Source organism: Pedobacter sp. Leaf216, assembly GCF_001421515.1.
GTDB lineage: Bacteria > Bacteroidota > Bacteroidia > Sphingobacteriales > Sphingobacteriaceae > Pedobacter.
In genome coordinates, this window is record NZ_LMKM01000007.1 from 331,455 (window position 1) to 358,399 (window position 26,945).

Below are 26,945 nucleotides of genomic sequence, written 5' to 3' on the forward strand. Positions count from 1 at the left end.
CTAACAGCAAAATAAGGCCTATTTAGTGTAAAAAACACATTATCCTTAGTGTAAAAAAGACACACTTAAGTTTACAATTGGCAGTTGGCGGCAACAAAAGCCAAATTTTAATTTACGTTACCAACTCTGGCATTATTGCCAATTGGCTATCTACCAACTAACCATTGACTATTTTTACAGCCAATAAGGTTCGACTTTATTTTATTTTTCGTTTCTTTGCAATCCAATTCTTTAAAAAATTATATGGCTTGGTTTAAGAGAGAGAATAAAGGTATCATTACCACAACTGAAGAGAAAAAAGAAGCACCAGATGGCTTGTGGAATAAATGTCCAAATTGTAAAAAACCGCTACATCAGGCAGAACTTCAGGAAAACAAATATGTTTGTCATTACTGCAACTACCACCTGAGAGTAGGCTCAAAAGAATATTTCGAGGTTTTATTTGATAATAACGAGTTTAAAGAACTTTTTCCGAACTTAACATCGGGCGATCCGCTAAACTTTAACGATAATAAACCTTATACCGACAGGATTAAAGAAAGCCAGGCTAAAACAGGTTTAAAAGATGCAATCCGTGCCGGAGTTGGTAAAATTGAAGGTCAGGATCTCGTAATTGCCTGTATGGATTTCGCATTTATTGGCGGTTCTATGGGTTCTGTTGTGGGTGAAAAAATTGCAAGATCAATCGATTACAGCATTAAACATAAAGTTCCTTTCCTGATGATTTCAAAATCAGGTGGTGCACGTATGATGGAGGCCGCATTTTCATTGATGCAGATGGCTAAAACATCGGCTAAACTGGCTTTACTGGGTCAGGCTAAAGTTCCATATATCTCATTGTTAACCGATCCTACTACAGGTGGCGTAACAGCATCGTATGCAATGCTTGGCGATATTAATATTGCCGAACCTGGTGCATTGATCGGTTTTGCCGGACCAAGGGTAATTAAAGAAACCATAAAAAAAGATTTGCCAAAAGGTTTTCAAACAGCAGAATTCGTTTTAGAACATGGTTTCCTTGATTTCATTGTAGATAGAAGGGCAATGAAAGCTAAATTGGGTGCTTTTATTAAGATGATGAACAACTAGTTGGTTTCCAATAGTTCATTAAGCCATTAGTTCACTGTTCTAAGTATCAAAAACAACATAATATTTAGAAAAGCAGGGCTTGAATAACTTCGGTTAGTTCAGTCCTGCTTTTTGCTTTAAGTCCTCGCTACACTCCGGGCTTTCCACGGCAATCAGGTTTAATTAACATAGGCTGGTGGTTCTTTTGAAAGGTTTTCCTGGCTAGCACATTAAACCACCCCACCCTTTGCGCAGCCCTCAATGCGAGGGAAATATTAACAGCGATTTTTCTTATTTTTAAACTAACCAAACTAAAAATCAGATGAAAAAGCTATTATTACTCACCTTCCTGATCACCGCCATTATTTCTGTGCATGCCCAGGAGAAAAAAGCTAAAGTTCCTTATGATGAAACCTTAGCCAAAAAACTCGGAGCGGATAATTATGGAATGAAAATGTATGTCCTCGTGATGCTTAAATCAGGCACCAACACTACAGAAACAAAAGCCAAAACCGGTAGTTTATTTGCCGGACATATGGCAAACATGGGCAAAATGGTCGAAGCACAAAAACTCGTAGTTGCCGGCCCGATGGGCAAAAACGATGAAAACTACCGCGGTATTTTCATTTTAAATACAAAATCAATCGAAGAAGCCAAACAATTGTTAGAAAGCGACCCTGCAATCAAGGCTAAATTACTCGAACCAGAATTATACAATTGGTATGGATCGGCAGCATTGGCTGAATATCTGCCATTTCATGATAAGATACAGAAAAGTAGTTTTTAGGTATCCACAGAAACAAAGATGGCACGGAAAAATTTGATAGGTGAAGTCAGGTATTATCATAACTCAACTGCAACATTTCCATTAACATCTCCAACCCTACCGCTAATTCCATAAATTAGCGCATCAAATAAACAACCCTAACTTATTATGAATAAAAAAGTACTATTTTCTGCACTTCTGCTGTGCGCTTCGGCAAGCGTTTTTGCGCAAGACAAAAAAGTAATCGACAATATTGTTAAAGAAGTGAATGAAAATTCGCAATTAGAGAAACTTGCACACGAACTTTTGGATGTTGTTGGTCCGCGCTTAGTAGGTTCGCCACAAATGAAACAAGCTAACGATTGGGCAGTAAAAAAATATAGCGATTGGGGCATTTCTGCCAAAAACGAAAAATGGGGCGAATGGGCTGGCTGGGAAAGAGGTATTACCCATATCGATTTGATAAGTCCGCGGGTTAGAACTTTAGAGGGCACACAACTGGCATGGAGTCCATCCAGTAACGGGAAAGCGATTAACGCAGAGGCAATTATCCTTCCAGAAATCACAGATTCGTTATCTTTTCAAAAATGGTTACCTAATGTAAAGGGCAAAATTGTTTTAATTTCCATGAACCAACTCTCTGGCCGGCCAGAAAAAAACTGGGAAGAGTTTGCCACAAAAGACTTATTTGAAAAATTTAAAAAAGAAAAAACCGAAGCAGCGAAAGCCTGGGCAGCAAGTATAGCTAAAACGGGTTTATCTGCTAAAACTTTACCTGTAGCCTTAGAAAATGCTGGTGCTGTAGCGGTAGTGATCAATAACTGGTCGCAGGGATTTGGTGTAGATAAAATTTTCGGTGCAAATACCATTAAAGTACCCACTTTAGATTTATCCGTTGAGGATTATGGCTTGGTTTACCGCCTGGCACTAAATGGCGATAAGCCTAAATTAAGAATCGAGGCCGATTCGAAAAAATTAGGTGCTGTACCTACTTTTAACACCATTGCAGAAATTAAGGGCAAACAAAAACCCAATGAATATGTGATGTTATCGGCACACTTCGATTCGTGGGATGGCGCAAGCGGTGCTACCGATAATGGTTCGGGAACTATTTTGATGATGGAAGCCATGCGGATTTTGAAAAAAATCTATCCTAATCCTAAACGGACCATTTTGGTTGGCCATTGGGGAAGTGAAGAGCAGGGTTTAAATGGTTCAAGAGCTTTTGTAGAAGATCATCCTGAGGTTGTAAATAATCTTCAGGCTTTGTTTAACCAGGATAACGGTACAGGTCGGGTGGTTAAAATTGGCGGACAAGGTTTCGCTAAATCAAAAGATTACATTACCCGTTGGTTGGCTGCAGTACCTGATACCATTAAAAACCAGATCAAAACCAGTTTTCCGGGAACACCAGGTGCTGGTGGATCAGATTTTGCTTCTTTTGTTGCAGCTGGAGCATTAGGTTATTCATTAAGTTCTACCAGCTGGGATTACGGTACATATACCTGGCACACTAACCGCGACAGTTACGATAAATTGGTTTTCGACGAAATTAGAAGCAATGTAATTTTGGCTGCGATTATGGTATATATGGCTTGTGAAGATCCCGAAAAAACTTCTACCGAAAAAGCAACCGATTTACCTGTAAACGAACGTACCGGAAAACCATCAACCTGGCCGGTACAATCAAAATCGAATAGAAAAGGTGGATTGTAGATAATATTTTTAAACGTTTTGGTAAAGAGCATTTGGAAACAGATGCTCTTTTTTTGTTCCTTAGATTCATTATTTCGAGCGGAGTGCAACGCAGTGGAGAAATCTATTGAGGTGGATCGCTCTATTCCATTTCGCTTTCAGTAAAGATGACGCCCTTAAAGCAATATTTTGTTTTTTTTAGTGTAGTTACACCTAAATTTATTTAAAGATTTACAGGCAGAAAAGATGCTGAAATAAATTCAGCAAGCCGATCTTAAAAAATCTACTCTTCTTTCTTCTGAAACTTATAAAACAGATAACCCAAAAAAGGCAATATCAATACACTTCCCAATAAAAGCGCTAAACCCAAACTGTAAATGGTTTTTTCTGGCCCAACGGTTTCCAATAGCGAAATTGCATCTCCGCTTTTTAAACGGATAAAATTTGGAAAATGGGCATAACTTATCGCCAAGAGGATCATCGTAACCTGAAAGCCCGCTAAAATGCGTAAAATCTTCGTTTTTCCTTTAATCAACAAATACCATAGCAATACGAGTGATAAACTAGCCAAAATAATGGCAGATACGCCAACTGAACTTTTAAAAACCCAATCAATCAATGGAATTTTATCACGTTGTGCAGCTATAAATACCATTGCCCCAAAAACAACAGCGGCTATATTCATAAATTCGGCTTTTTTTATAAACCGGCGTTTATCATGTGCTTCGGTGGTTTCACCAATAAGATAAATTGCCGCCAGAAAGCCACAAAGCGCAACGGTGAACAACCCAACAGCGAGCGAAAACCAATTTAACCAGCCAGCAATATAGGCAGAGTAAAAATCTGTGGCCTGCGTATCAATATGCCCTGAAATCAGGCTTCCGGCAATAATGCCCAGAAATAATGCTGTAATAAAACTAGAATAGCGAAAAATGCGGTTATAAAGCCATTGCATATCATCTTTAACGGCATCATAATGGCGAAATACAAAGGCTGTGCCTCGTGCAATAATTCCGATGAGCATAATCGCCAACGGAATATGCAAATAAACCGACATGGTGGTATAGATATGCGGAAAGCCTACAAAAAGAATTACAATAGCAATAATTAACCACATGTGGTTGGCCTCCCACACGGGACCAATGGCCTGGTACATCGTTTTGCGGGTTTTACTCCGATTTTTTGTCGAGGTAAAAAGCTCTATAATACCTGCACCAAAATCTGCTCCACCCAGTAAAAAGTAGAGCAAAATGGCCATGCACAAAAATGTAATTACAACTTGTTCCATCATTTATTTTTTTGCCACAGCTTTACTGATAAACACAGAGTTTGGTATTTCGACTATAAGTTTCAAGCCTTCATCTGTGTTCATCCTTTTTATCTGTGGTTAATTAATTATTTTGTTCAGTTTTATTATACAATACAGGCACCATTTTTATCTGGCGGTAAAGCAAAAACGTTACGATAATACTTAAAGAAACATAAATTGCCGAGAAGATATAAAACGAATAGGCAATACCCGGCATCGGCGTAACAGCATCTTTGGTACGCATAATGCCATAAATAATCCATGGTTGCCTACCAACCTCGGTAACTACCCAGCCGGCCTCTAAAGCGAGATAACCGAGCGGAATTGCAAAAACAAATAATTTTAATATCCAGCGTTTCTCCGTTAAAGGTTTCTTTTTAAAAAGGATAAAGAAATAGATTAAGGATATAAACAGCAAGAGCGTACCAATGCCAACCATGACCTGAAAAGCATAGTGTGTTATGGCTACTGGTGGATGCTCATTTTCTGGTATCTGATCCAAACCTTTAACTTCTGCTTTAAAATCGCCATGGGCCAGAAAACTTAATGCTCCAGGAATTTTGATTGCGCCTTTTACCGTTTTATCTTTTTCGTTTACGATGCCTCCAATCAAAAGTGGCGCGGGCTTTTCAGTTTTATATAATGCTTCCATAGCCGCAAGCTTAGCAGGCTGCCTTTTAGCTACATCTTTTGCGGATATATCTCCACTTAAAGGTTGCAACAATGCACCGATACAGGCAAATATTGCAGCAATTTTAAAGGCTTTTAAATGAAACGCTGCATTTCTATTTCTCAATATCATTAAAGCATGCACACCTGCCACAGCAAAACCGGTTGCGGTAAACGCAGCTAAACACATGTGCAAAGCCTGACTAAACCATGCTTTGTTGAACATGGCCTGGATAGGATCTATATTAAGGTACTTTCCATTTACAAAATCAAAACCTGCCGGACTGTTCATCCATGCATTTGCAGCTACCACCAAAATTCCGGAAGCTAAACCACTTACCCCAACTACCATCCCTGTAAACCAATGAAACCATTTATTCAGCTTGTTCCACCCATAAAGGAAGAAACCCAGTGCTATTGCTTCAATAAAAAAAGCTGTTCCTTCCAAAGAGAAAGGCATACCAAATATCGGACCTGCATGATCCATAAATTTTGGCCAAAGCAAGCCCAGTTCGAAAGATAACATGGTACCCGATACCGCGCCCGTAGCGAAAAAAATAGCCACACCTTTACTCCAGGCTTTGGTGAGGTTTTTATATACCTCATCGTTTGTTTTAAGCCATTTATAATGCGAAACAGCCATAAAGAAAGGCATAACCATGCCGATACAGGAAAAAATGATGTGAAAGCCTAATGATAAGGCCATTTGGGAACGGGCTGCTATAAAATCATCCATATGCTGTAGATTTTGAATTGTAACAAATATAGTTGTTAAACACTAAAGCCTACGGTAATTGAGTGACGTTGAAAGGATTATTTTAAATATAGAACGTTTATAAATTGAAAAAAGATTTGGATGTTCTTGTCACATAAATACTAAATACGCTCTTTGTCATCCTGAGCGGAGTCGAAGGATTAGCCATGGATTAATGCGTTCAAAAATTAACAGCAAAAAAGTCATTTCCTAATAAATTAGGACAAGATAATATTCACCGCTTATGAGATTGCTTCTTCGGCTGAAAAAGCCTTATCGCAATGACGAAAATCTTCTAAACCCCTTTCAGCTCATCATAAGCAGCAGTTAAACTTCTTTGAATCCCTTCGCCCTGCCATTCTGGTGCATTGGGTATTGTGGTTGTTTTTAAAATATCTTCCTTGGTTTTTCCGGCCTTAATTTCATCGCCAACGAAAGTTAATAAGTTTTGAAGGTAGTTTTGATAAGCCTTTATATCTTCCTTATTTCCGGTAACTTTTTCCGGATCTAAACTATGTCCCCAAATAAATAAGGTATCTTTATCAAACTGCGCCAAAATTTTATCCAAAGCTGTAATCCAATTGCCGATATGCGCACCATTTTCTCTATCGATATATGGAAACTTGCGGTTAAAAACCAAATCGCCTACATGTGCAATATTTGCATGCTCGAAATGATAAACGGCATCTCCGTTGGTATGACCAGAGCCATAATAGTAGGCTTTAATGTTTTCATCGCCTACTTTAGCATTCCATTTTGTTCCAAAAGTAGTATCGGGCAATAATTGTTTATCGAGATTATTGGCTTTTTCTGCACCTCTTTTCTGATTTACCAAAGAATTTTGATGCGCCACAACTTTTTCGGCCAAACCTTTAAACGCAATATTACCTGCGGTATGGTCGCCATGATGGTGTGTGTTGATTAAATATTTGAAAGGTTTATCGCCAAGTTTTTTTAATTCGTCGATTACATGCGGAGCCGTGGTTGGAAATTGGGCATCTACCACAACAAAACCATTACTGGAATTTAACCAGCCAATTGTGCCACCTTGCTCGATAAATATACCCACATTATTACGTAAGGGCTTAAAGTTATAAGCACGCATTAATTCTTGCTGTGCAAAAACATCTGTTTTATAAACCGAAAGCAAGGCCATAGCCAATGCCGAATTCCTGATAAAATTTCTTCTTTCCATTTTGAGGTTAAGCTAAAAAAAACCACGGCAAATGCCGTGGTTTAAATTTAATGATTTTGATCGTGAATAAACAAAAATTATATTCCCGAACCTGGTGTGGTACCTGGCTCATGCCCCGGACCAAACGAATTATTTTTACGGTCTTTATCTTTATCAAATAAGTTAGTACCTACTTTGGATGATTTGTTTTCATCAAGTGTTCTATCTTCTTTAATATCATCTGCTGTTTTATCAAGTAAATCGTTCTCAACAACTTTACCTTTTTCTTTATTCGTTTCCATAGTAATTGTAAATTGATTTATTAAATGAACAAGCGAGAAATAAGATTGTTTTTAATAGTTGTTTTAAGAATGGGATTTACACATGCAGAATAATCACTAACCATTGAAACAGGCTTTAACGCCAAAAACAAGCATTGCAAATTAACGTCATTTCGACTGGAGCGCAGCGAAATGGAGAAATCTTTGAACGATATAGAAAGATTTCTCCACTGCGGTCGAAATGACGATTCTACTATATGTATGCTTCTTCCACCCTACTCAGAAATCAAAAAATGAAGTGCTAGTGCGAACATTTACCTTCTAATCGTAGTGTATCGTTAAAACCTTTTAAGGAGACATACTTTACGACTACTAGCCAATACCTAAAATCTAGCGTCATTTTGACTGGAGCGCAACGAAATGAAGAAATCTTTGAACGATATAGAAAGATTTCTCCACTGCGGTCGAAATGACGATTACTATATGTATGCTTCTTAGACAATCCTCAGAAATGACGAAATGATGCAATAGTGCGAACATTTACCTTCTAATCGTAGTGTATCGTTAAAACCTTTTAAGGAGCAGACATCAAGAGTGATCGCCAATACCTAAAATCTAGCGTCATCTCGACTAAAGCGCAGCGAAATGGAAAAATCTTTGAACGATATAGAAAGATTTCTCCATTGCGGTCGAAATGACGATTCTATTACATCATTGCCCCAGGCAGTTTACCCAATTCATGAATGCATCCGAAAGAATGAAATCTTCTTTTATGAATTTTATTAAAATGGTTCGAAGATTCAAAAGAAAACGGGTTCAGGATAAACTTATAAATGTGTTTCCTTTCTCCATTTAATTTTTCTTCTGGTTTTGCGTTTTCAAGGGGCTGATTGTTTTTGCTCTTTTCCATGACGATATAGATTAATGAAAACTTAGATAGTTTTCTGGTTAACAATTTTAATAATATTGGAAAGCTATTTTTAAATTTGCCTAACCTTATACCATGAGGAAATTGATAAGGTTTCGTTTGGGAATTACATTAAAATGGCGCGGACTGCCTTAATCTTAATTAAATATAAGTTTTATTTTTGAGTTCTGCAAGAGAATTTATTAGTTTAAATGGTTGTTGCAAACCTGCCATATTTTTAGGATTTTAAGGCAGTTAAGAAATTAGGCATCAAGCTATACTAACGTTAATAGCAGCACCAGCTTGGGTAACTAAACCTGATTGAAGTGTAAAGCCCACAGCGCAGCGAGGACTTGGAACGGAAAGCAGGACAAGCACTTAAAATGAAATACTGCCTTGGCTTTTCAAAAAAACACTATTTTTGGCGCATAAAAAAAGTCCCAATTAATTGAGACTCTCCTATTTGGTTAATGATATTTTTATACCAAAGCATTTTGCTTTACTACCATTTTAACTTTTTCAATAACGTAATCCAACTCTTCTTTTGTGGTGTACTTACTGAATGAAAAACGCACGGATGGACGGTTTGGATCAGCTTTAATGCCATTTAACACATGCGAACCAATATTAGAACCTGAAGAACAGGCACTACCGCCAGAAGCACAGATACCATTGATATCAAGGTTAAACAACAGCATATCGGCCATGTCCATCTCCGGGAACGATACATTTAATACGGTATACAAACTTTTATCGGCATCGGTTTCGCCATTAAAAGCAATGCCCGGAATTTCGGTAATCAGTTGTGCTTTCAAATAATCTTTTAAACCCTGAATATGCGCCTGGTGCTGGTCCATTTCGGCATAAGCAATTTCTAAAGCCTTGGCCAAGCCCACAATGCCATATACATTTTCGGTACCTCCACGCATGTTGCGCTCTTGTGCACCGCCATAAATCATCGGTGGTATTTTGATGTTACTGTTTACATATAAAAAGCCAACACCTTTAGGTCCGTGGAGCTTGTGTGCTGCACATACAATAAAATGTGCCTTAAGTTCGCGTACATTATGTGGGTAGTGGCCCATGGTTTGCACGGTATCGGCATGGTAAATGGCATTGTATTTTTCGCAGATATCGCCTACTTTAACCATATCTGTTAGTGTACCCAATTCATTGTTGGCATGCATAAGTGAAACAAAAGTCCGCTCATTATTTTGAAGCAATTCTTCTAAATGGTTGTAATCAACATTTCCTTTTTCATCGATGTTAACAAAACTCAATTTATCGATTTCGCCATTTTTAAGCATGGTATTTAAGGTATGCTCAACAGCGTGGTGTTCAATTTTAGAGGTAATGGCATGCTTTAAGCCATAAGCAGCAATGCCGCAACGGATTGCAGTATTATCGGCTTCGGTACCGCCTGAAGTAAAAAACACTTCGGATGGGGATGCATTTAATAAACCAGAAACGGTTTTACGGGCTTTTTCTACAAGCGTTCTTACCTCGCGACCAAGCGCATGAATGGCAGATGGATTACCGAAATAGTTTTCCATTACGTTTGTCATTTCTGCGATTACTGCCGCATCTAAAGGTGTGGTGGCTGCATTATCTAAATAGACCCTTTTCATTTCTACGAATATTTAAAAGTTAGTGTGTTGTAAAGCAAACTTGCTAAAGCCAGCTCTGTTGTTAAATGATCAGGGTTTAATCGTTTTATTAAACCCTGACCGGTATGCTAAAACCAATAATCCTTTTGAAGATTAAAGGTGTAATATTTCTTTAATATCAGAAATAATCTTGTTTGCTAAACTTTCTGCAATGGTTTCATTTTCTGCCTCACTGTAAATCCTGATGATCGGTTCGGTGTTGGAACGACGCAAATGTACCCAAGTTTTATCAAATTCTATCTTCAAACCATCAATTGTACTGTATGGCTGATTTTTATATTTTTCTTCTACCTGTTTCAACAGGTTATCAATATCCATTTCTGGGGTAAGGGTAATCTTATTTTTAGAAATGTGGTATTGAGGATAACTGGCCCTTAATACTGAGATCGATTTACCAAATTTAGCTAAATGCGTTAAAAACAAGGCAATACCAACCAAGGCATCTCTACCGTAATGCGATTCTGGATAAATGATTCCTCCGTTTCCTTCGCCACCAATAATGGCATTTGTAGCTTTCATTTTGTTTACTACATTTACCTCTCCTACTGCTGATGCATTATATTCTGAACCGGCTTTTTCAGTTACATCACGTAAAGCACGGGTTGATGAAAGGTTTGAAACAGTATTGCCTGGTGTATTTTTCAACACATAATCAGCAACTGCAACCAAAGTGTATTCTTCGCCGAACATACTGCCATCTTCATTTACGAAACATAAACGGTCAACGTCAGGATCAACAACAATACCTAAATCGGCATTTTGTTTCTGCACTTCTTTTGATATTTCAGTCAGGTTTTCTGGAAGCGGTTCGGGGTTATGCGGAAAATGACCATCCGGGGTACAGTACAATTCTGTTACTCTGCTTACGCCCAATGCTTTTAACAAAGCCGGGATAAAAATACCTCCGGTTGAATTCACACAGTCGATTACAACTTTAAAATCAGCTTTTTTTATCGCTTCAACATCCACCAATGGTAAGGCTAAAACCTTATCAATGTGTTTTTGAAGATAAGTATCGTTTTTAATTACTTTTCCAAGTTTATCTACATCAGCAAAATCAAAATCTGCACTTTCTGCAAGATCCAATACTTCCTTACCATCAGCATCACTGATAAATTCGCCGCTTGCATTAAGTAACTTTAAGGCGTTCCATTGTTTAGGGTTATGGCTGGCAGTTAGAATGATCCCACCACCTGCATTTTCATCAGGTACTGCAACTTCTACCGTTGGTGTGGTTGATAAACCGAGGTCGATTACTTCAATACCCAATCCTTGCAAAGTTCCTATAACAAGATTGTTTACCATTTCTCCCGAAATACGGGCATCGCGACCTAAAACGATCCTTTTATTGCCTGTTTTTTGTACTACCCAGCTTCCAAAAGCAGCTGTAAATTTCACAATATCAAATGGTGTTAAGCCGTCGCCAGCCCTTCCACCAATGGTTCCTCGTATTCCTGAAATCGATTTTATTAAAGTCACTTTATATAATTTATTTGAGGCTCAAAAATACGAAAAAAAACAAGACAGCCGCTATTTTGGCAGACTTGCGCAACTTAATTTACATTGTTTTTATATCTGTTTAAACGATCAATTTTATAGAATTGCGCAAAGCATCAAAAACAAACGTGTGTTTAATTGAACAGGTTGATTTGATTTTTTTGAAAAAAAATTCCAACTTAAATATTAACGCATGGGCTTTATGATGATTAGAGACAAAAACCAGATCATAATATTCTTGCAACTTTATTGCATAAAAGTATATTCTAACTTTACTAGCGATTGTAAAAGCTTATATTTGCATCTTTTTAAGATAAAAACGGCTTTTATATGCAGCGCAAGTGGTTTCAATATTGGTTTAATTCGCCATATTATCATATTCTATATCAACAACGAAATGATGCCGAAGCCGAGTTTTTTATCGACAAACTTACCCATTTTCTTCACCCAAAGGCAGAAGCCAAAATGTTGGATATTGCCTGTGGCAAAGGCCGCCATTCTATTTATCTCAACAAAAAAGGTTTCGATGTTACCGGAATTGACTTATCAGAACAAAGCATCAAATACGCCAAACAGTTCGAAAACAGTAAATTGCATTTCCTGGTACACGATATGCGCAGGCTTTTTTACATCAATTACTTTGATATTGCCTTAAACCTATTTACCAGTTTTGGTTATTTTGATACCGAAAAAGATCATGTTAATGCACTTAAAACGTTTAGAAAATGCTTAACAGCTGAAGGTATTTTAGTGCTAGATTATTTTAATACTGAAAAGATTGTACGCAACCTAAATTCCTGCGAAACAAAATCACTTGATGGCATCACCTTTCACATCACTAAAAATGTGGTTGATGGTAAAATTATCAAAAAGATTAATTTCGAGGACAAGCAAAAGGTGTATAATTTTGAAGAACGCGTTCAGGCTTTCAGTTTTGAAGACTTTAAGCGCATGCTTACCAAAGCCGGTATGGTGATCGAAAAAACATTTGGCACCTATGGCTTGGATGATTTTGATGAGTGCAACTCTGACCGCTTAATTTTAATCTGTAAAAAAGCATGATAGAAAGCATACAGCAATTTGATGTAGACTTGTTTTTGAAAATCCACCGTGGGCTTTCGAACAGTTTTTTTGATTGGCTGATGCCTTTAATGCGCAACCGTTTTTTTTGGTCGCCACTTTATCTCTTTATCATTATTTTTTGCATCAAACAATATAAAAAACAGGGATATTACATCATCGGCATGGTACTTTTTACTTTTGCCATGGGCGATTTAATTGCTTCAAGGGTAGTAAAACCATGGGTATCGCGCGTTAGGCCTTGTAATGATTTAAACCTCTCCAACTACATTATTCATCGTGTACCTTGCGGCAGTGGTTTAAGTTTTCCTTCTGCCCACGCCACCAACCACTTTGCCATAGCCGTTTTTCTAATCTGTATTTTTTACAGCAGGTGGAAACCCATTTTGCCTATTGGCTTATTATGGGCGTTCATCATCAGTTTTGCGCAGGTATATGTTGGGGTTCATTATCCTGTTGATGTAACTACGGGTGCTTTGCTGGGCATCACAATTGGAATTATCTGTTCAAGAATATTTAAAAAATTACAACCTGATTTTTAACTATGGAAATCTGGAAACTTTGCGTGCTCTTTTTCTGTGCCTTTTTAGGTGGAGCAGCTATCTTTTTGGTAAAAAGTGATAAATCAAAATTGCTGAAATTGATTTTATCATTCAGCGGTGCTTATCTGTTTGCCATTACCGTTTTACATTTAATTCCTGATGCTTACAGCGGTACAGACAAATCGGAAATTGGCATTTTTATATTGATTGGCTTCCTTTTGCAGATTTTTCTGGAACAATTTTCTGAAGGTGTAGAGCACGGCCACATCCATAAACACCATGATGGGCATGTTTTTCCTTTCGGAATTATGATCAGTTTATGCCTGCATGCCTTTTTAGAAGGAATGCCTTTAGCAAAAGAACAACACAACGAATTAATTTTCGGAATTTCTTTACACCATATTCCAGCGGCCTTTGCGCTTGCCAGCATATTAATGCAAAATCATTTTAAAAAAAGCAGCATTGTATTTTACCTTCTTATTTTCGCTATTATGGCACCACTGGGCTTTTATGTTAGCGTTGGCTTAAGTAACGGCACTATTGGAGGTTTAGATGCTTATTTTAATAAAATTATGGGCATTGTAATCGGTATTTTCTTACACATTTCTACTACTATCCTATTTGAATCGAGCGCTGATCATAAAATCAATACCCGCAAAATGATAGCTGTATTACTTGGAATTGGCGTAGCACTCATCGGTTTCTTCGCCGGACACTAGGTCAGTTAGCAATTTTTCAGTTAGCAGTTTTCAGTTAACCAAGTAAGTTCAGTTTTCAGTTAGCAATTTTCAGTTAACCAAGCAAGTTCAGTTTACTGTTGGGGGTATATTCAGTTAATCTATTTAAATAGCCTATAATCCGCATCATTAACCGAATAGCCGTTTTAAACGTTTAATCGCTTATAGTTTAAGCCATTACGGAGAATATACTGTATGTTTGGATATGGATGAGATTGTAAATGAACCAGCTGTAGCTTATCATAAAAGGCACTATTCCGTTGAGGAATACCTTGAAATGGAAAAAGAATCAAATTTTAAACATGAATATTTTCAAGGAGAGATTTTTGAAATGTCTGGCGCAGGAGATGATCATAACGAGATTTTCAGCAACGTTTTTGGAGAAATAGTTTACAAACTTAAAGGGAAAACTTGCAGGGCATATGGAAGCGACAAACGAATAAACATCCCTCAAAATACTTTATTTACCTATCCTGACATATCGATTTATTGTAATGGATTAAAACACAGCGAAATTGATAAAGACACCTCAATTTTACCCACAGTAATTATCGAAATACTATCTCCCTCAACCAAAAGCTACGACAAAGGCAAAAAATTTAACCTCTATAAAGATATTCCTTCATTAAAAGAATACATTATGATCGATTCGGAATCGGTATCAGTGGATGCTTATCATATTGATCAGGAGAAAAAATGGCTTTTGAATCGATACGGGAAAATTTCTGATACATTAACACTTGTTTCGATGGGATTTACCTTGTGTTTAACCGATATTTATGAATATGTCCGTTTTACGAAAACGTAATCAAGCTTAATTATTAAAGAAGTCAAGTTTTTTTCTGAACCCGCCGATTAAACTTGACTTCTTTGAATTTTCCAGCGAAATTTTTAATCAAAAGAAGTCAAGTTTTTTTTCTGAACCCGCCGATTAAACTTGACTTCTTTGAATTTGCAAGCAGAATATCAGCCAGTTATTTATTTTTCTCTTTCTTTTTCCCGTATCCCCACGGACAATGCTTGCATTTATTTTTGCAACAATAGCCTCGTTTTAAATGGTAGTTTTCGGTAAAAACCATTAATCCATTTTCATTTAAATAAAAATCTTCGCCTTCTTTCATATATATACTTCAAGATCATGAAACAAGTTCAGGATAAAGGATATTCTATCTTAAAAACAATCAAACGATTTATAATTGCTAATTAAGTATTTTTACTTCAAGTTTATCTGCAAAATAATTTTTAAGCTGTTTACCGTCGCCATGCAATGTCCACACTTGTTTTGGTTTAACTTGCTCAATGGTTTCTAAAATTGCATCCCAATCGGCATGATCTGAAATGTAAAGTGAAATTCCATTTTGCTGCTGCAGGTTTTTCCATCCTGAGGCAAAAGCACGTACCACATTAATGGCCTTATGGTAACTGTGAAAAACCATCGGTGGCACAATGTAAACCTGATGCTCATGGTTATTTTTCATGACCTTTCTATCGTACATTTTGTAGTTCCCTAATTTTATACCATAATCTTCATAAATTTTAACGAAAGGCATAATGCTATGGTGAACCATAATGTTCTTGCCAGCACAATAATCATTTAATAGCTGAATAATACGCTGACTTTTCCCCAACGCATAAGCTCCTAACATGATATTTGAATTTGTTTCATTCAGTTTTCTAATCTCATCAACTGGGGAAGGATGTTTTGTGTCAGGATTTGCGAATGTACTCTCAGTGATCAGCACATCTGCTTCAACAAATTCGAAAGGCTCACAGGTAGCATCCGGCTCAATTTTATAATCACCTGTGTATAAATACCTCACTCCTTTATACTCCATTAAAATCTGTGCAGAGCCCAAAATATGCCCGGCAGCAAAAAAAGTTAGGCTAACATCTTTTATTTTAAAGGTTTCGTGGTATGTTTTTGTAAAAAAATCAACGGCTGCAAATTTACGGTAACGGTGTTTCATAAAAGTTGCTGTGGCAGCTGTACAATACACATTCTGGCTTCCGCCGATGGCATGGTCGCCATGTGCATGCGAAACCACTGCTTCTTTAACAGGTTGTTGCGGATCGAGATAAAAATCGCCATAAACACAATATAAACCTGTTGGGGTAATGGTAATAAAATCTGCTAAAATCATGATTGGATGAAAGAATTTAAAGAGAATGATTTAAGTAGATTAGGCCTGGATTCCGTTAGCTTGTCTGGCTGCAAGAAGAAATTGCTGATGTAAAGCCAAAACTTGCTCAATAATGGATTGTTGTTCGTCATTTAAGATAAAATGATTGGCTAATTTTACCTTTTCCTCATCGCTCAATTGTTTATCCATCCGGGCCTTCACTTGTTCAGCGGTAACACCATCGCGCTGCATTACGCGGTTTATTTTAACTTCATATGGGGCAGTAACCAGAATTGTGGTATCACACATTTTATACGAGCCACTTTCAAACAAGAGGGCTGCTTCCTTTAAGGTATAAGGTGTAGTGACCGGGATAGTATCTTCCCAAGCATCAAAAGCCCTAAAAACCGCAGGATGAACCAATGCATTGAGTTGAGCCAAAGCTGTTTTATTGTTAAAAACAATGCCTGCAATATGCTTGTTATTTAATTTTCCATCTTCAAAATAACTTTCTTTGCCAAAGGCAGTTTTTACACCTTCTACCAATAAAGCATCTTTACACATAATTTCCTTGGCAACAGTATCTGCATAAAATACAGGGATTCCCAACACTTCAAAAACCTTACAAGCAGTAGTTTTACCGCTTCCTATGCCACCTGTTATACCTGCTTTGTACATTATTTTTCTACAATGAAATCTATTTTGGAAGGAACTACTTTTACCAGCTTACAATAATCCGGAAATTCGGTTATTTTCACTGTGAACTGCCGGTGATGTAAATTTTGCCACTCATCTACATCAATTGTAGCGGTAATAAAACTCTCATCAACCTGATCGTAATTGCTTAATGCCACTAAAAACGAAACCTTTACCTTTTTTGGATAAAGTTTAATGCTATTGTAATTGCGGTTATTTAAAACCTTTAAAGGCACTTCGATGGTTTTCTCGGTAAACTCATCTACTGGCAATTTAACTTCTACCGACGAGGGATAAATACTTACATTTTTATGAATACTATGTTGTAAAGCAATGCGCGTAGTGCTGCTGTTCTGTATTTTATCCTGTTTGAGTGTATCGGTTGGCCAGAATTTTATTTTTGCCAATTCTTCCGTCGGGCCGGCAACCTTAATGTATTTTGGGTTGAGGATGATCTCGCTCGAAATGCCATATTGCTTTTCAAAACTCAGCTTATCAATCAGTTTTACAGGAACTTTTTTAACTACGCGCTTTGTAAAATCGAAATATAGGGTATCTGGCTTAACTGATATTACTTTCTGGGTGCTTTCTAGCTGCCTGTTAATGTTAAATAACTGATCGGAAAAAACGATAAAATCTTTGGTATTAAGCTGACTTAAATTAACCGAAACTGAAGGCGGACTAATCCGTAAACGGGCAAACAATAACTGCCAGCCGGTTCCTTCTACCTGCAAATCTATGGTATCAGACTGTAATGGATAAAATGCCCTTTTGGTTGGCGTATTTTTAAATACCAGCACTGTTTTGGCGGTGTAAATGTATTTGTTGTTTAATGCCATAAAAAGCCATGCAGCAATGGCCAGCATTAAGCAGGCCAGTAGGCTAAACACACGTCTTTTTTCAATTTTAGTTAATCTAATAAAGGGCATAACATTATGTAAATATAGTGCGTAAGGCTTTTTCTCCGATTACAACAGTTGCGTCAAATGTAGCAAAACTAAACAGCCGCTCAAAAACTTATGTGTTTAATGATAAATTAATCTTATAAATAGCAAGACTATACATATGATAACTATATTCGTAGTAGATAATTATTTAAACATGAAAAAATATATTTTAACGCTCTTTACTTTAGCTATATTTATTAATGCCTTTGCTCAAAAGAGAACCATGGTATCTTATTTTAAAAAAGATATGCTTACCGAAAACAAAAACGATTACGATTACCGTAGGGTTATTCAAGAAACCGATACTCCATCGTTATACAGGTTATTTGAATTTTATCCAGATAATAAAGAGAAAACAGTGGCTACGATTTCAAAATTTCAGCCTAAGATAGTTTACGAAGGAATTAAAGAAAGTTATAACAAAAAAGGGACACTCACTTCAAAAGTAAATTTTAAAACTGGTAATTTATTCGGGCTATGCACCTATTATTATGATGATGGTAAGCTCGAAAGCGTATTCCAGTACGATGAACAGGATGAAAATGCTAAAATTCCGGAAAAGCCCCGAAGGAGATGGATAACAGGAATAGATTCTTTGGGTAACCAATTTATTAAGGATGGCAATGGAACATTTAAAAAGGCTTCAAATAAAAATGAGGTTGAAGAAGGAAATTACCTTAACGGTTATAAAGATGGTATTTGGAGAGGAATTAGCAACAATGGCAGTTACGAAGAAATTTATAACAATGGGATATTTAAATCCGGCATTACCACATTGCCCGATGGTAAACAAATTACTTATGATAAAATGGAGGTACAACCTGTATTTAAAGGGGGAATGGCAGAATTTTATAAGTATTTGGGTAGAAACTATAAATACCCTACAGAAGCTGTGAAAAACCGGATTAGCGGGAAGTTATACGTTACATTTGTTGTTGAAAAAGATGGATCGTTAACAGATTTATCTTTAAAAAACGATCTTGGTTATGGCACAAAGGAAGAAGCATTACGGGTTTTAAATGATTGCCCTAAATGGAGCCCGGGCAAACAACATGGTATGCCGGTGAGGGTAAAATACAATATAGATATAAACCTTGCCGCACAATAAATAAAAATGCCACCCATGAGGTGGCATTTTTATTAAATTTATGTTAAATATTAAGCTTTTGCTGCTACAACTGCTTTGGTAGCATCTAAAGAAACTGCTGATTTATCGAAACGGATTTTAGCTCCGCTTTCTACTTCAATTAAGAAAGTTGTTTCGTTTAAATCAATAATTTTTCCGTGAATACCTGCAGTGGTAATTACTTTATCGCCTTTACCCAATTCTGCTACTAACTTTTTATGATCTTTGGCTTTTTTAACCTGCGGACGGATCATAAAAAAGTAGAAAACTACCATGATCAATACCATTGGTACAATTGTAGTAAGCATATTACCACCGCCTGCTGCCTGTAAAATTACTGTTGATGTCATTTCTTATTTATTTGTTTTTATGAATAGTTGATGATCTGTGCGCAATTGCAGTAAACCATCAATCAATTTATTTTTTTGCAAGTACCTCACCTACCAAATGTACTGTAGTAACTGTTGGATTTGCGTTGGAGGTAACGGTTACCACTTTATCTTGCATGCCCATTTTGCCTTCGCTATTAAAAACTACGCTAATAATACCTTCTTTACCTGGCAAAATAGGTTCGCCTGGCACCTGAGGCACAGTACAGCCGCAAGTTGCTGTTGCATTTGAAACAATCAGCGGACTTTTACCTGTATTTTTAAGTTTAAAATCGTGTTTTACTTTTTCTCCCTGTTCTATTTTACCAAAATCAAAAATATCGCGTTCAAATACAATTACCGGAGCAACTGCAGGTGCAACTTTAGCTGTTTTTGAAGTATCATTTCCTACAGATACAGTTGATGTTGTTTCTGATGTTTGATTATTTGCATTGCGGCATGCAGCAAATGAAATTGCGGCTACAGCGAGTATAAATATTTTTTTCATGTTAATCTTCGATTAATCCACGGCCAATCTTTTTAATGGTGTTGTTTTTCTTAAGATCGCCTAAAATTTTGTCTAAAATACCGTTAATAAATGAATTACTCTTCGGTGTACTGTAATCTTTTGATAACTCCAGGTATTCATTAATGGTTACTTTAACCGGAATAGATGGGAAATTTAACAATTCGCAGATCGCCATTTTCATCAAAATGGTATCCATAAGTGCAATACGTTCTGATTCCCAGTTTTTTGTTCTATCGGCAATCATTTCCTGGTACTTGGCATCGTTTTGTAAGGTATGTACAAATAAATCCTGTACAAATTTACTGTCTTCCACCCAATCTGCACTAATTTCTGTCAACTTGTTTTTAAAAGGATCTTCGAAAGTAAAGTTTTTGAGTGTTTTGGCCACCATTCCTTTCATTACTTCATGATCTACCTGCCAGTTGATAAATTTCTCTTCAAAAACCTGAATAATGGCCTGATTTTTTAAGATGATTTTTCTGAAAATGTATTTAATAATGTCTTTTGATGATTCTAAACTTTCGTTAGAATCTGCAAGATAATCAGCATATTCTTTTGATGCTTTTAAAGAATTGTAAACTGTTTTACGGATTTCTGGATCGAAACCCCAGTCTACTTTGTATTTTTTTACTGCAGAAACATATTCGGGATTCTGTTGTAGTAAAACGCTAAACTTATTGTGTAGCAATTTCATATTGGGATTGATATCCTCTGCAGTTTTGATAAACTTATTTGCGCGCTCTGCGGCGTCGTTAGCAGTAAATTCGGTAACTTCTACCATTAAAGATAGCATCCAGATATACATTTCGTATACGCTATCGATGCTTTGCATTAAGGTTTTTAAATCACCTTTAATGTCTTTTTTGTCTGCCATGTGCCAAGCAAAAATATTTTGCAAAGCTTTGATTCTTAAGTGCCTTCTGTTTAACATGAATGTAAGAACGAGTGCGGTTTTTTAAAACCTGTTTTTAATAATTATTATTTAATATGACGATTTAATTTTTTTAACATCTGCAATCCTTTTTTCGGCAATCCGGTTTGCAGCAATATTTGTTGATATATTTTCAGCTTTGCTCAATTTAATTACACTACGGGTAGCATCATAAATATTCTCTGTAAGCTGTACTGTGCGTTTTTTACCAAAACCAGTTAATTCCGAATAGCAGGAAATTAATCCACCTGCGTTGATTAAATAATCTGGTGCAAATAAAATTCCTTTTTTCAAAAGTAGCTCGCTATCTAAAACCTCATCTTTTAACTGATTGTTTGCTGAACCTGCAATAATTGCAAATTTCATTTTTTCGATGGTTCTGTTGTTTACCGTTGCGCCCATTGCACATGGGGCATATACATCGGCATCAGTTGTGAAAATTTTATCCGCGTCGATCGGTTTTGCTTTATATTTCCGGGCTACGTATGTTAATTGTTCCTGGTTAATGTCGCTGATCAGAACTTCGGCATTTTCTTTTCTCAATAAGGCTACCAGGTGTTCACCAACGTTTCCGATACCTTGTACCACAATGGTTCTACCGGCTAGCATATCTGTACCAAAAACTTCTTTTACGCTCGCTTTAATACCTAAATAAACTCCTTGAGCAGTAAATGGAGCGGGATTACCAGCACCTCCGATAGATTCGGGCACACCGGTTACATAGTTGGTTTCCATACGGATATATTCCATATCGCGTGTATTGGTACCCATTTCTTCGGCTGTAATAAATTCGCCATTCAAGTTCTTAATAAACCTGCCATAGCTGCGCATTAAAGTTTCAGTTTTGTCTTTTCTGGAATCACCAATGATTACGCCTTTACCACCGCCAAGGTTTAAACCTGTAATGGCTGCTTTGTATGTCATGCCTCTTGATAAACGTAGCGCATCTTCTAATGCTTCGCCTTCTGTAGCGTAGCTCCACATCCGTGTTCCGCCTAAAGCCGGCCCTAATGTGGTATCATGAATGGCGATAATAGCTTTTAAACCTGTATCGGGATCATTGCAAAAAACCAATTTTTTATGCCCGTAAGCACTTAATTGATCTAAAATCGATGAATCTGACGAAGAATTTGCTGGCATATTGAACGTTCGGCTAACCTGCTGCAAAATTAAAATAAAAAACCATTATTACACGTATTTAACTAAACTATAACAAAATTAATTCGATGGAGGTCCTTTTTAAGCCAAGCCTGGCAGATTTGCGAAGCGTTTAAGGCTTAATTTACAAAAATAATTAGGTTGCGATTTTAGAGGATTAATTTACAACAAATGGTTCGTGAGGACACGAACCATGGTGGAAGAAAATAGGAACTACAGCCTAAAATGGTTTATAATAAATGGTTCGTGTGGACACGAACCATGGTGGAAGAGAGCACGAACTATGGCGCTGAAGGACACTAACCATGGCGGGAAATGCTTGTGTTAAGTCCGCGTTAGGGATTGTAAGGGTTCAGTGCCGATTTTTCATCGGTACCGGAGCGCAGCGCAGCCCTGCAAAGCCCGCCCTATCCCCGATTTTTCATCGGGATGGGGAACGCCCAGATTAGTTTACAGTTACCAATTTACAGTTATTAGTTATCAATTTACAATTATCAGTTATCAGTTATCAATTTACAATTATCAGTTTACAGTTACTAGTTTACAGTTATCAGTTACAAGTTTAGAATTATCAGTTTATAGTTACTAGTTCAAAGTCACCAGTTAACAATTAATAATTAAGCCGTGAATAATAAATTATTTAATTTTTAAAATGAAAACATCATATTGAAATACGAGGCTTGATGAAGTGTCATCATTTTTTAAAGCTTAGCCTCGAATAAACAAATATACCTGATGAAATAACAAAATTAGCTAAGTTTGTGTAGCATGAAACACTTAAGCCGATTAAACAAATACTTCATTAAATATAAATGGTGGATTATCCCTGGGAGTATTTTTGTGGTAATTTCTAACATTTTTGGCGTTGTACCTGCCCAGGTAATTGGTTATGCTGTTGATTTAATTACTGAAAACATCCAGATTTTTAATCTTTTCCATGGTTTTGACCGTCAGGAAATTATTTACGATATTTTTAGCAGCAACCTTTTATATTTTGGCTTGCTTGTTATTGCACTTTACCTGTTGAGAGGACTTTTCCTGTTCTTTATGCGTCAAACTATAATTTTAATGTCGCGGCATATCGAATTCGACATGAAGAATGATATCTACCAGCATTACCAGGAACTTAGTCTTGGTTTTTACCGCAGAAACAATACCGGAGATTTAATGAACCGGGCCACAGAAGATGTTAACCGTGTAAGAATGTACGTGGGCCCGGCGATTATGTATACCATTAACACCTTCGTTTTATCAGTGTTAATTATCTGGTCGATGTTTGATGTAAACTCCAAGTTGGCCATTTACTGTTTATTGCCCCTTCCGTTTTTAGTGGTAATTATTTATTATGTAAATACATTGATTTTTAAAAAGAGTGGAAAAATCCAGGAGCGTTTATCAGATCTGTCGAGTTTTGTACAGGAACGTTTTTCGGGCATCAGAATTATTAAATCGTATGTACGCGAAGATTATACGCGGAATATGTTCGAAATTCAGAGCAACGATTACAAAAAAGATTCTATGAGTTTGGTTAAGGTTTCGGCACTTTTTTACCCAACTATGCTTTTATTAATTGGTTTGAGCACGATACTTACCATATATATAGGTGGCATACAGGTAATGAACGGCAGCATAACCGCTGGCAACATTGCCGAATTTATTATTTACATTAACCAGTTAACTTTTCCGGTAACGATGTTGGGATGGGTAACTTCGTTAATACAAAGAGCAGCAGCATCACAAAAAAGGATTAACGAATTTCTGGATATTCCATCTGATATCCAATCAAAAGAAACCGGTGAGCAGGTATTGGCGGGCAATATCAAGTTCGATCACGTTAGTTTTACTTATCCGGATACCGGAATTGAGGCTTTGAAAGATGTAAGTTTTGAAATCAATAGTGGTGAGTTTGTAGCCATAATTGGTAAAACAGGTTCAGGAAAATCGACGTTGGCCAATTTAATTATGCGCATGTACGATGTTGAAAACGGTGTTATTGATATTGATGGAAGGAATATTAAAGCATTGAACCTTAAAGATTACCGTACACAGATTGGTTTTGTGCCACAGGAGGTTTTCTTGTTTTCTGATACGATTAAGAACAATATAGCTTTTGGTTTAGACCAGGTTACTGATGATGAAGTGCATAATGCAGCGAAAAATGCTTCGGTTTACACCAATATTATCGATTTTGAAGAAAAGTTCGAAACCATGCTCGGCGAAAGGGGAATAACACTTTCTGGCGGACAAAAACAACGGGTTTCTATTGCCCGTGCATTGATTAAATCGCCTAAGATTTTAATATTTGATGATTGTCTTTCGGCTGTTGACACTAAAACGGAGGAAGAAATTTTACAAAATCTGGGCAAAATCATGGCCGGAAAAACGAGTATTTTAATTGCCCACCGAATTTCTACAATTAAAAATGCAGATAAGATTTTAGTGTTGGATAATGGCAAAATCATTGAACAAGGCACACACAATGAATTACTTAGTAAAAATGGAAGCTATACCGAGCTTTACAACAATCAACTTTTGGAGGAGGAAACGCGTACGATTTAAATTGTATTAAAATTGTATTTTGAACTTTAAATATTTGCTTTATATTTACCGAAACCAAAAACCACATCAATACCAACCATGGGAGAATTCGACAACAAGGAAAGAGAAGAAGTTTTTTCTAAGAAAGTAAGAGCAGGTAAGAGAACTTATTTCTTCGACGTGAAGGCTACTAGATCGGGTGATTATTATTTAACAGTTACCGAGAGCAAGAAAAGATTAGAAGACGGTGTATTCGTAAAACATAAAATCTTTTTATATAAAGAAGATTTCGAAAAATTTGCAGAAGGATTAAACGAAACTGTTGATTACATCAAAACTCACCAAGATGTGGTTGAAAAACGTTACGAATATTCTGAAAACGGAGAACATAGCACTAAAGCAAGCGACGATTTTACTTTTTAATTAATAATTCCAAATAAAAAAAGCCTCCTAATTTAAAATCAGGAGGCTTTTTTGTCTGCCTTATATTTTATTTTACGCCTCCGCCAGCAACTACTGCCAATAGCAATAGAAAATAACTGGCTACCAGCACAATGGTAATTATACCCCAAAATTTAAACAGCGATTTCAAATGTGATATGGCATCATTTAAATTTTCCTGATCGCCAAATAAAATACCTTGTTTACCTTTTGCAGAAAAACGAAAAAGCAATAAGCTTGGGTAGAAAAAGAACAAAGCCAATAGCAGATAAAATATAGTTACGCCTGTAGCCCCTATACTAGCCAGTGGCCCTAATTGTTTGAGCATATTAGGATTAGCGTTTACGGCAGCACCTATACCAAATGAGCCTAATGTTAAAAAAGCAGCGATCACAAAACCAACAACTGATAAAAATCTGGCCCACTTACTCATATCATAAAAGTAACTCCGCATTTCTTCTGTAACGATTAATTTTACTTCCTGCGGTACTTCTTGTTCAAAATCTTCCATTTATTTTTATCTATTTTGGGCTAAACTTAGATAAAATATAGATTTGATACAATAGCAAGGGTTTAAATAAAGGTTTTAAAAGCTTATCTTTGCGCGGAATTTGAAGCGGAAAGCGGAAAGCGGAAAGCGGAAAGCGGAAAGCGGAAAGCGGAAAGCCGAAAGCGGAAAGCCGAAAGCCGAAAGCCGAAGCCGAAAGACGAAAGCCGAAAGACGAAAGCGACATGGGACTGATTGATGGATCAAGCTTAAGAATGAAACACCAGGCTATTGGCCATAATACTATGGACCAATAACCTTAAAAATAAGAACTAAAGACTATAATATAAATGGCATTACAATGTGGTATAGTTGGTTTACCAAACGTAGGGAAATCGACTCTTTTTAACTGTTTATCAAATGCAAAAGCGCAAGCTGCAAACTTTCCTTTTTGTACTATTGAGCCGAATGTTGGCGTAATTACTGTACCTGATGATCGATTGACAAAACTTGCAGAATTGGTTAAACCGAACAAGGTTCAACCAAATACTATTGAGATTGTAGACATTGCAGGATTGGTAAAAGGTGCATCGAAAGGTGAAGGGTTGGGAAATCAGTTTTTGGGAAATATCCGCGCTACTAATGCAATTATTCACGTTTTACGTTGCTTTGATGATGGAAATGTAATCCATGTTGATGGTTCTGTTGATCCAATCCGCGATAGGGAAATTATTGATACAGAATTACAGCTTAAAGATTTGGATACTGTTGATAAACGTATTCAAAAGGTAGAAAAAATGGCTAAAACGGGTGGCGATAAAGATGCTAAACGTACCTACGAAATTTTAACGGTAGTTAAAGCGCATTTAGAAGCTGGTAAATCCATCCGTACTGCTGCATTGGCACAAGATGATTTTGATTTTATCGAAGATTTAGGATTACTTACGCAAAAACCGGTGATGTATGTATGTAATGTTGATGAGGCATCGGTTATTAACGGCAATAAATATGTTGATTTGGTTAAAGCAAATGTTGCTGATGAAAAAGCTGAGGTTTTGGTGATCTCTGCTAAAATCGAATCAGAAATTGCCGAACTGGATAGTTATGAGGAGCGTCAGGAGTTTTTAGCCGATTTAGGTTTAACTGAATCTGGCGTAAATAAATTGATCCGCGCAGCATACAAATTATTAAACCTTTACACTTACTTTACTGCGGGCGTACAAGAAGTGCGTGCCTGGACCATCACTAAAGGTTTCACAGCACCACAGGCAGCAGGTGTTATCCATACCGATTTCGAAAAAGGTTTTATCCGTGCAGAAGTGATCAAGTATAATGATTTTGTGGCTTTGGGTTCTGAAAATGCTTGTAAAGATGCTGGTAAATTGGGTGTTGAAGGAAAAACTTATGTAGTAGAAGATGGTGACATTATGCACTTTAGGTTTAATGTTTAAAGGAATT

General features: G+C 36.8%; 27 protein-coding genes. 11 read left to right on the forward strand and 16 right to left on the reverse strand.

What is annotated here, in order from left to right:
- Nucleotides 1–243: 243 nt before the first annotated feature.
- The 3 genes from accD (at nt 244) to ASE74_RS06585 (ending at nt 3,550) form a co-directional block, all read left to right on the forward strand.
- Nucleotides 244–1,089, forward strand: a complete 846-nt coding sequence (gene accD / locus ASE74_RS06575) for an acetyl-CoA carboxylase, carboxyltransferase subunit beta (protein ID WP_055905975.1) — start codon at nt 244–246, stop codon at nt 1,087–1,089.
- 301 nt (nt 1,090–1,390) lie between these two features.
- On the forward strand, nt 1,391–1,855 hold the full coding sequence (locus ASE74_RS06580) for a YciI family protein (RefSeq protein ID WP_055905978.1): 465 nt from the start codon (nt 1,391–1,393) through the stop codon (nt 1,853–1,855).
- A gap of 147 nt (nt 1,856–2,002) precedes the next feature.
- Nucleotides 2,003–3,550 carry a M20/M25/M40 family metallo-hydrolase gene (locus ASE74_RS06585; RefSeq protein ID WP_055905981.1) on the forward strand — a complete coding sequence of 516 codons (1,548 nt, stop codon included), beginning with the start codon at nt 2,003–2,005 and terminating at the stop codon, nt 3,548–3,550.
- A gap of 262 nt (nt 3,551–3,812) precedes the next feature.
- Here ASE74_RS06585 and ASE74_RS06590 read toward each other — a convergent pair whose 3' ends face one another.
- The 7 genes from ASE74_RS06590 to glmM all read right to left on the reverse strand — a co-directional run bounded on the left by ASE74_RS06590 (nt 3,813) and on the right by glmM (nt 11,769).
- Nucleotides 3,813–4,817 (reverse strand): cytochrome d ubiquinol oxidase subunit II, encoded by a 1,005-nt coding sequence (locus tag ASE74_RS06590; RefSeq protein WP_055905984.1) that lies wholly within the window; start codon nt 4,815–4,817, stop codon nt 3,813–3,815.
- A gap of 103 nt (nt 4,818–4,920) precedes the next feature.
- Nucleotides 4,921–6,243: a cytochrome ubiquinol oxidase subunit I gene (locus ASE74_RS06595; protein ID WP_055905987.1), complete on the reverse strand. Its 1,323-nt coding sequence runs from the start codon at nt 6,241–6,243 to the stop codon at nt 4,921–4,923.
- 313 nt (nt 6,244–6,556) lie between these two features.
- Nucleotides 6,557–7,456: an MBL fold metallo-hydrolase gene (locus ASE74_RS06600; protein WP_055905990.1), complete on the reverse strand. Its 900-nt coding sequence runs from the start codon at nt 7,454–7,456 to the stop codon at nt 6,557–6,559.
- Nucleotides 7,457–7,533: 77 nt separating this feature from the next.
- Complete coding sequence (locus ASE74_RS06605; protein ID WP_055905993.1) at nt 7,534–7,737, reverse strand: hypothetical protein; 204 nt, start codon at nt 7,735–7,737, stop codon at nt 7,534–7,536.
- Nucleotides 7,738–8,422: 685 nt separating this feature from the next.
- The gene (locus ASE74_RS06610; protein WP_055905996.1) at nt 8,423–8,626 is read right to left on the reverse strand and encodes a hypothetical protein; all 204 of its coding nucleotides are present in this window, start codon (nt 8,624–8,626) and stop codon (nt 8,423–8,425) included.
- A 476-nt stretch (nt 8,627–9,102) separates the two neighbouring features.
- Nucleotides 9,103–10,251 (reverse strand): cysteine desulfurase family protein, encoded by a 1,149-nt coding sequence (locus tag ASE74_RS06615; RefSeq protein ID WP_055905999.1) that lies wholly within the window; start codon nt 10,249–10,251, stop codon nt 9,103–9,105.
- A gap of 132 nt (nt 10,252–10,383) precedes the next feature.
- Nucleotides 10,384–11,769 (reverse strand): phosphoglucosamine mutase, encoded by a 1,386-nt coding sequence (gene glmM / locus ASE74_RS06620; RefSeq protein ID WP_055906001.1) that lies wholly within the window; start codon nt 11,767–11,769, stop codon nt 10,384–10,386.
- Between the two features lie 348 nt (nt 11,770–12,117).
- On the opposite strand from glmM, the gene ASE74_RS06625 reads away from it, so the two are divergent.
- The 4 genes from ASE74_RS06625 to ASE74_RS06640 all read left to right on the forward strand — a co-directional run bounded on the left by ASE74_RS06625 (nt 12,118) and on the right by ASE74_RS06640 (nt 14,954).
- Nucleotides 12,118–12,849: a bifunctional 2-polyprenyl-6-hydroxyphenol methylase/3-demethylubiquinol 3-O-methyltransferase UbiG gene (locus ASE74_RS06625; RefSeq protein ID WP_055906004.1), complete on the forward strand. Its 732-nt coding sequence runs from the start codon at nt 12,118–12,120 to the stop codon at nt 12,847–12,849.
- On the forward strand, nt 12,846–13,409 hold the full coding sequence (locus ASE74_RS06630; protein ID WP_055906007.1) for a phosphatase PAP2 family protein: 564 nt from the start codon (nt 12,846–12,848) through the stop codon (nt 13,407–13,409). Before ASE74_RS06625 ends, ASE74_RS06630 begins: the two co-directional genes overlap by 4 nt.
- A gap of 2 nt (nt 13,410–13,411) precedes the next feature.
- Complete coding sequence (locus ASE74_RS06635) at nt 13,412–14,128, forward strand: ZIP family metal transporter (protein ID WP_055906010.1); 717 nt, start codon at nt 13,412–13,414, stop codon at nt 14,126–14,128.
- A gap of 223 nt (nt 14,129–14,351) precedes the next feature.
- Nucleotides 14,352–14,954 (forward strand): Uma2 family endonuclease, encoded by a 603-nt coding sequence (locus tag ASE74_RS06640; RefSeq protein ID WP_055906013.1) that lies wholly within the window; start codon nt 14,352–14,354, stop codon nt 14,952–14,954.
- A 166-nt stretch (nt 14,955–15,120) separates the two neighbouring features.
- Here the strand turns inward: ASE74_RS06640 and ASE74_RS24890 are convergent, their stop codons facing one another.
- The 4 genes from ASE74_RS24890 to ASE74_RS06655 all read right to left on the reverse strand — a co-directional run bounded on the left by ASE74_RS24890 (nt 15,121) and on the right by ASE74_RS06655 (nt 17,891).
- A complete protein-coding gene (locus ASE74_RS24890) occupies nt 15,121–15,267 on the reverse strand; it encodes a DUF5522 domain-containing protein (RefSeq protein ID WP_162235797.1) in 147 nt (48 codons plus the stop codon).
- 78 nt (nt 15,268–15,345) lie between these two features.
- Nucleotides 15,346–16,287 (reverse strand): exonuclease, encoded by a 942-nt coding sequence (locus ASE74_RS06645; protein WP_055906016.1) that lies wholly within the window; start codon nt 16,285–16,287, stop codon nt 15,346–15,348.
- A gap of 39 nt (nt 16,288–16,326) precedes the next feature.
- The gene (gene coaE / locus ASE74_RS06650) at nt 16,327–16,944 is read right to left on the reverse strand and encodes a dephospho-CoA kinase (RefSeq protein ID WP_055906018.1); all 618 of its coding nucleotides are present in this window, start codon (nt 16,942–16,944) and stop codon (nt 16,327–16,329) included.
- Complete coding sequence (locus ASE74_RS06655; protein WP_055906021.1) at nt 16,944–17,891, reverse strand: hypothetical protein; 948 nt, start codon at nt 17,889–17,891, stop codon at nt 16,944–16,946. Before ASE74_RS06655 ends, coaE begins: the two co-directional genes overlap by 1 nt.
- 172 nt (nt 17,892–18,063) lie before the next feature.
- On the opposite strand from ASE74_RS06655, the gene ASE74_RS06660 reads away from it, so the two are divergent.
- On the forward strand, nt 18,064–19,017 hold the full coding sequence (locus tag ASE74_RS06660; RefSeq protein ID WP_055906023.1) for an energy transducer TonB: 954 nt from the start codon (nt 18,064–18,066) through the stop codon (nt 19,015–19,017).
- Between the two features lie 50 nt (nt 19,018–19,067).
- On the opposite strand, the gene yajC is transcribed toward ASE74_RS06660, so the two are convergent.
- From yajC to ASE74_RS06680, 4 genes are all read right to left on the reverse strand, one after another.
- Nucleotides 19,068–19,385 carry a preprotein translocase subunit YajC gene (gene yajC, locus ASE74_RS06665; RefSeq protein WP_055906026.1) on the reverse strand — a complete coding sequence of 106 codons (318 nt, stop codon included), beginning with the start codon at nt 19,383–19,385 and terminating at the stop codon, nt 19,068–19,070.
- Nucleotides 19,386–19,452: 67 nt separating this feature from the next.
- Nucleotides 19,453–19,911, reverse strand: coding sequence for a DUF1573 domain-containing protein (locus tag ASE74_RS06670; RefSeq protein ID WP_055906029.1), 459 nt, complete (start codon nt 19,909–19,911; stop codon nt 19,453–19,455).
- Nucleotide 19,912: 1 nt separating this feature from the next.
- Entirely contained in the window at nt 19,913–20,863 is a 951-nt protein-coding gene (gene nusB, locus ASE74_RS06675; RefSeq protein WP_055906033.1) for a transcription antitermination factor NusB, read from the reverse strand.
- Between the two features lie 51 nt (nt 20,864–20,914).
- The gene (locus ASE74_RS06680) at nt 20,915–22,003 is read right to left on the reverse strand and encodes a Glu/Leu/Phe/Val dehydrogenase (protein ID WP_055906037.1); all 1,089 of its coding nucleotides are present in this window, start codon (nt 22,001–22,003) and stop codon (nt 20,915–20,917) included.
- A gap of 786 nt (nt 22,004–22,789) precedes the next feature.
- Here ASE74_RS06680 and ASE74_RS06685 point away from each other — a divergent pair.
- Both ASE74_RS06685 and ASE74_RS06690 read left to right on the forward strand, forming a co-directional pair.
- A complete protein-coding gene (locus ASE74_RS06685) occupies nt 22,790–24,580 on the forward strand; it encodes an ABC transporter ATP-binding protein (RefSeq protein WP_055906040.1) in 1,791 nt (596 codons plus the stop codon).
- Nucleotides 24,581–24,658: 78 nt separating this feature from the next.
- A complete protein-coding gene (locus ASE74_RS06690) occupies nt 24,659–24,982 on the forward strand; it encodes a DUF3276 family protein (protein WP_029275977.1) in 324 nt (107 codons plus the stop codon).
- A 67-nt stretch (nt 24,983–25,049) separates the two neighbouring features.
- On the opposite strand, the gene ASE74_RS06695 is transcribed toward ASE74_RS06690, so the two are convergent.
- Nucleotides 25,050–25,511, reverse strand: coding sequence for a hypothetical protein (locus tag ASE74_RS06695; RefSeq protein ID WP_055906043.1), 462 nt, complete (start codon nt 25,509–25,511; stop codon nt 25,050–25,052).
- 326 nt (nt 25,512–25,837) lie between these two features.
- Between ASE74_RS06695 and ychF the strand changes: the two genes are divergently transcribed.
- Nucleotides 25,838–26,938, forward strand: coding sequence for a redox-regulated ATPase YchF (gene ychF, locus ASE74_RS06700; protein WP_055906046.1), 1,101 nt, complete (start codon nt 25,838–25,840; stop codon nt 26,936–26,938).
- Nucleotides 26,939–26,945 lie beyond the last annotated feature (7 nt).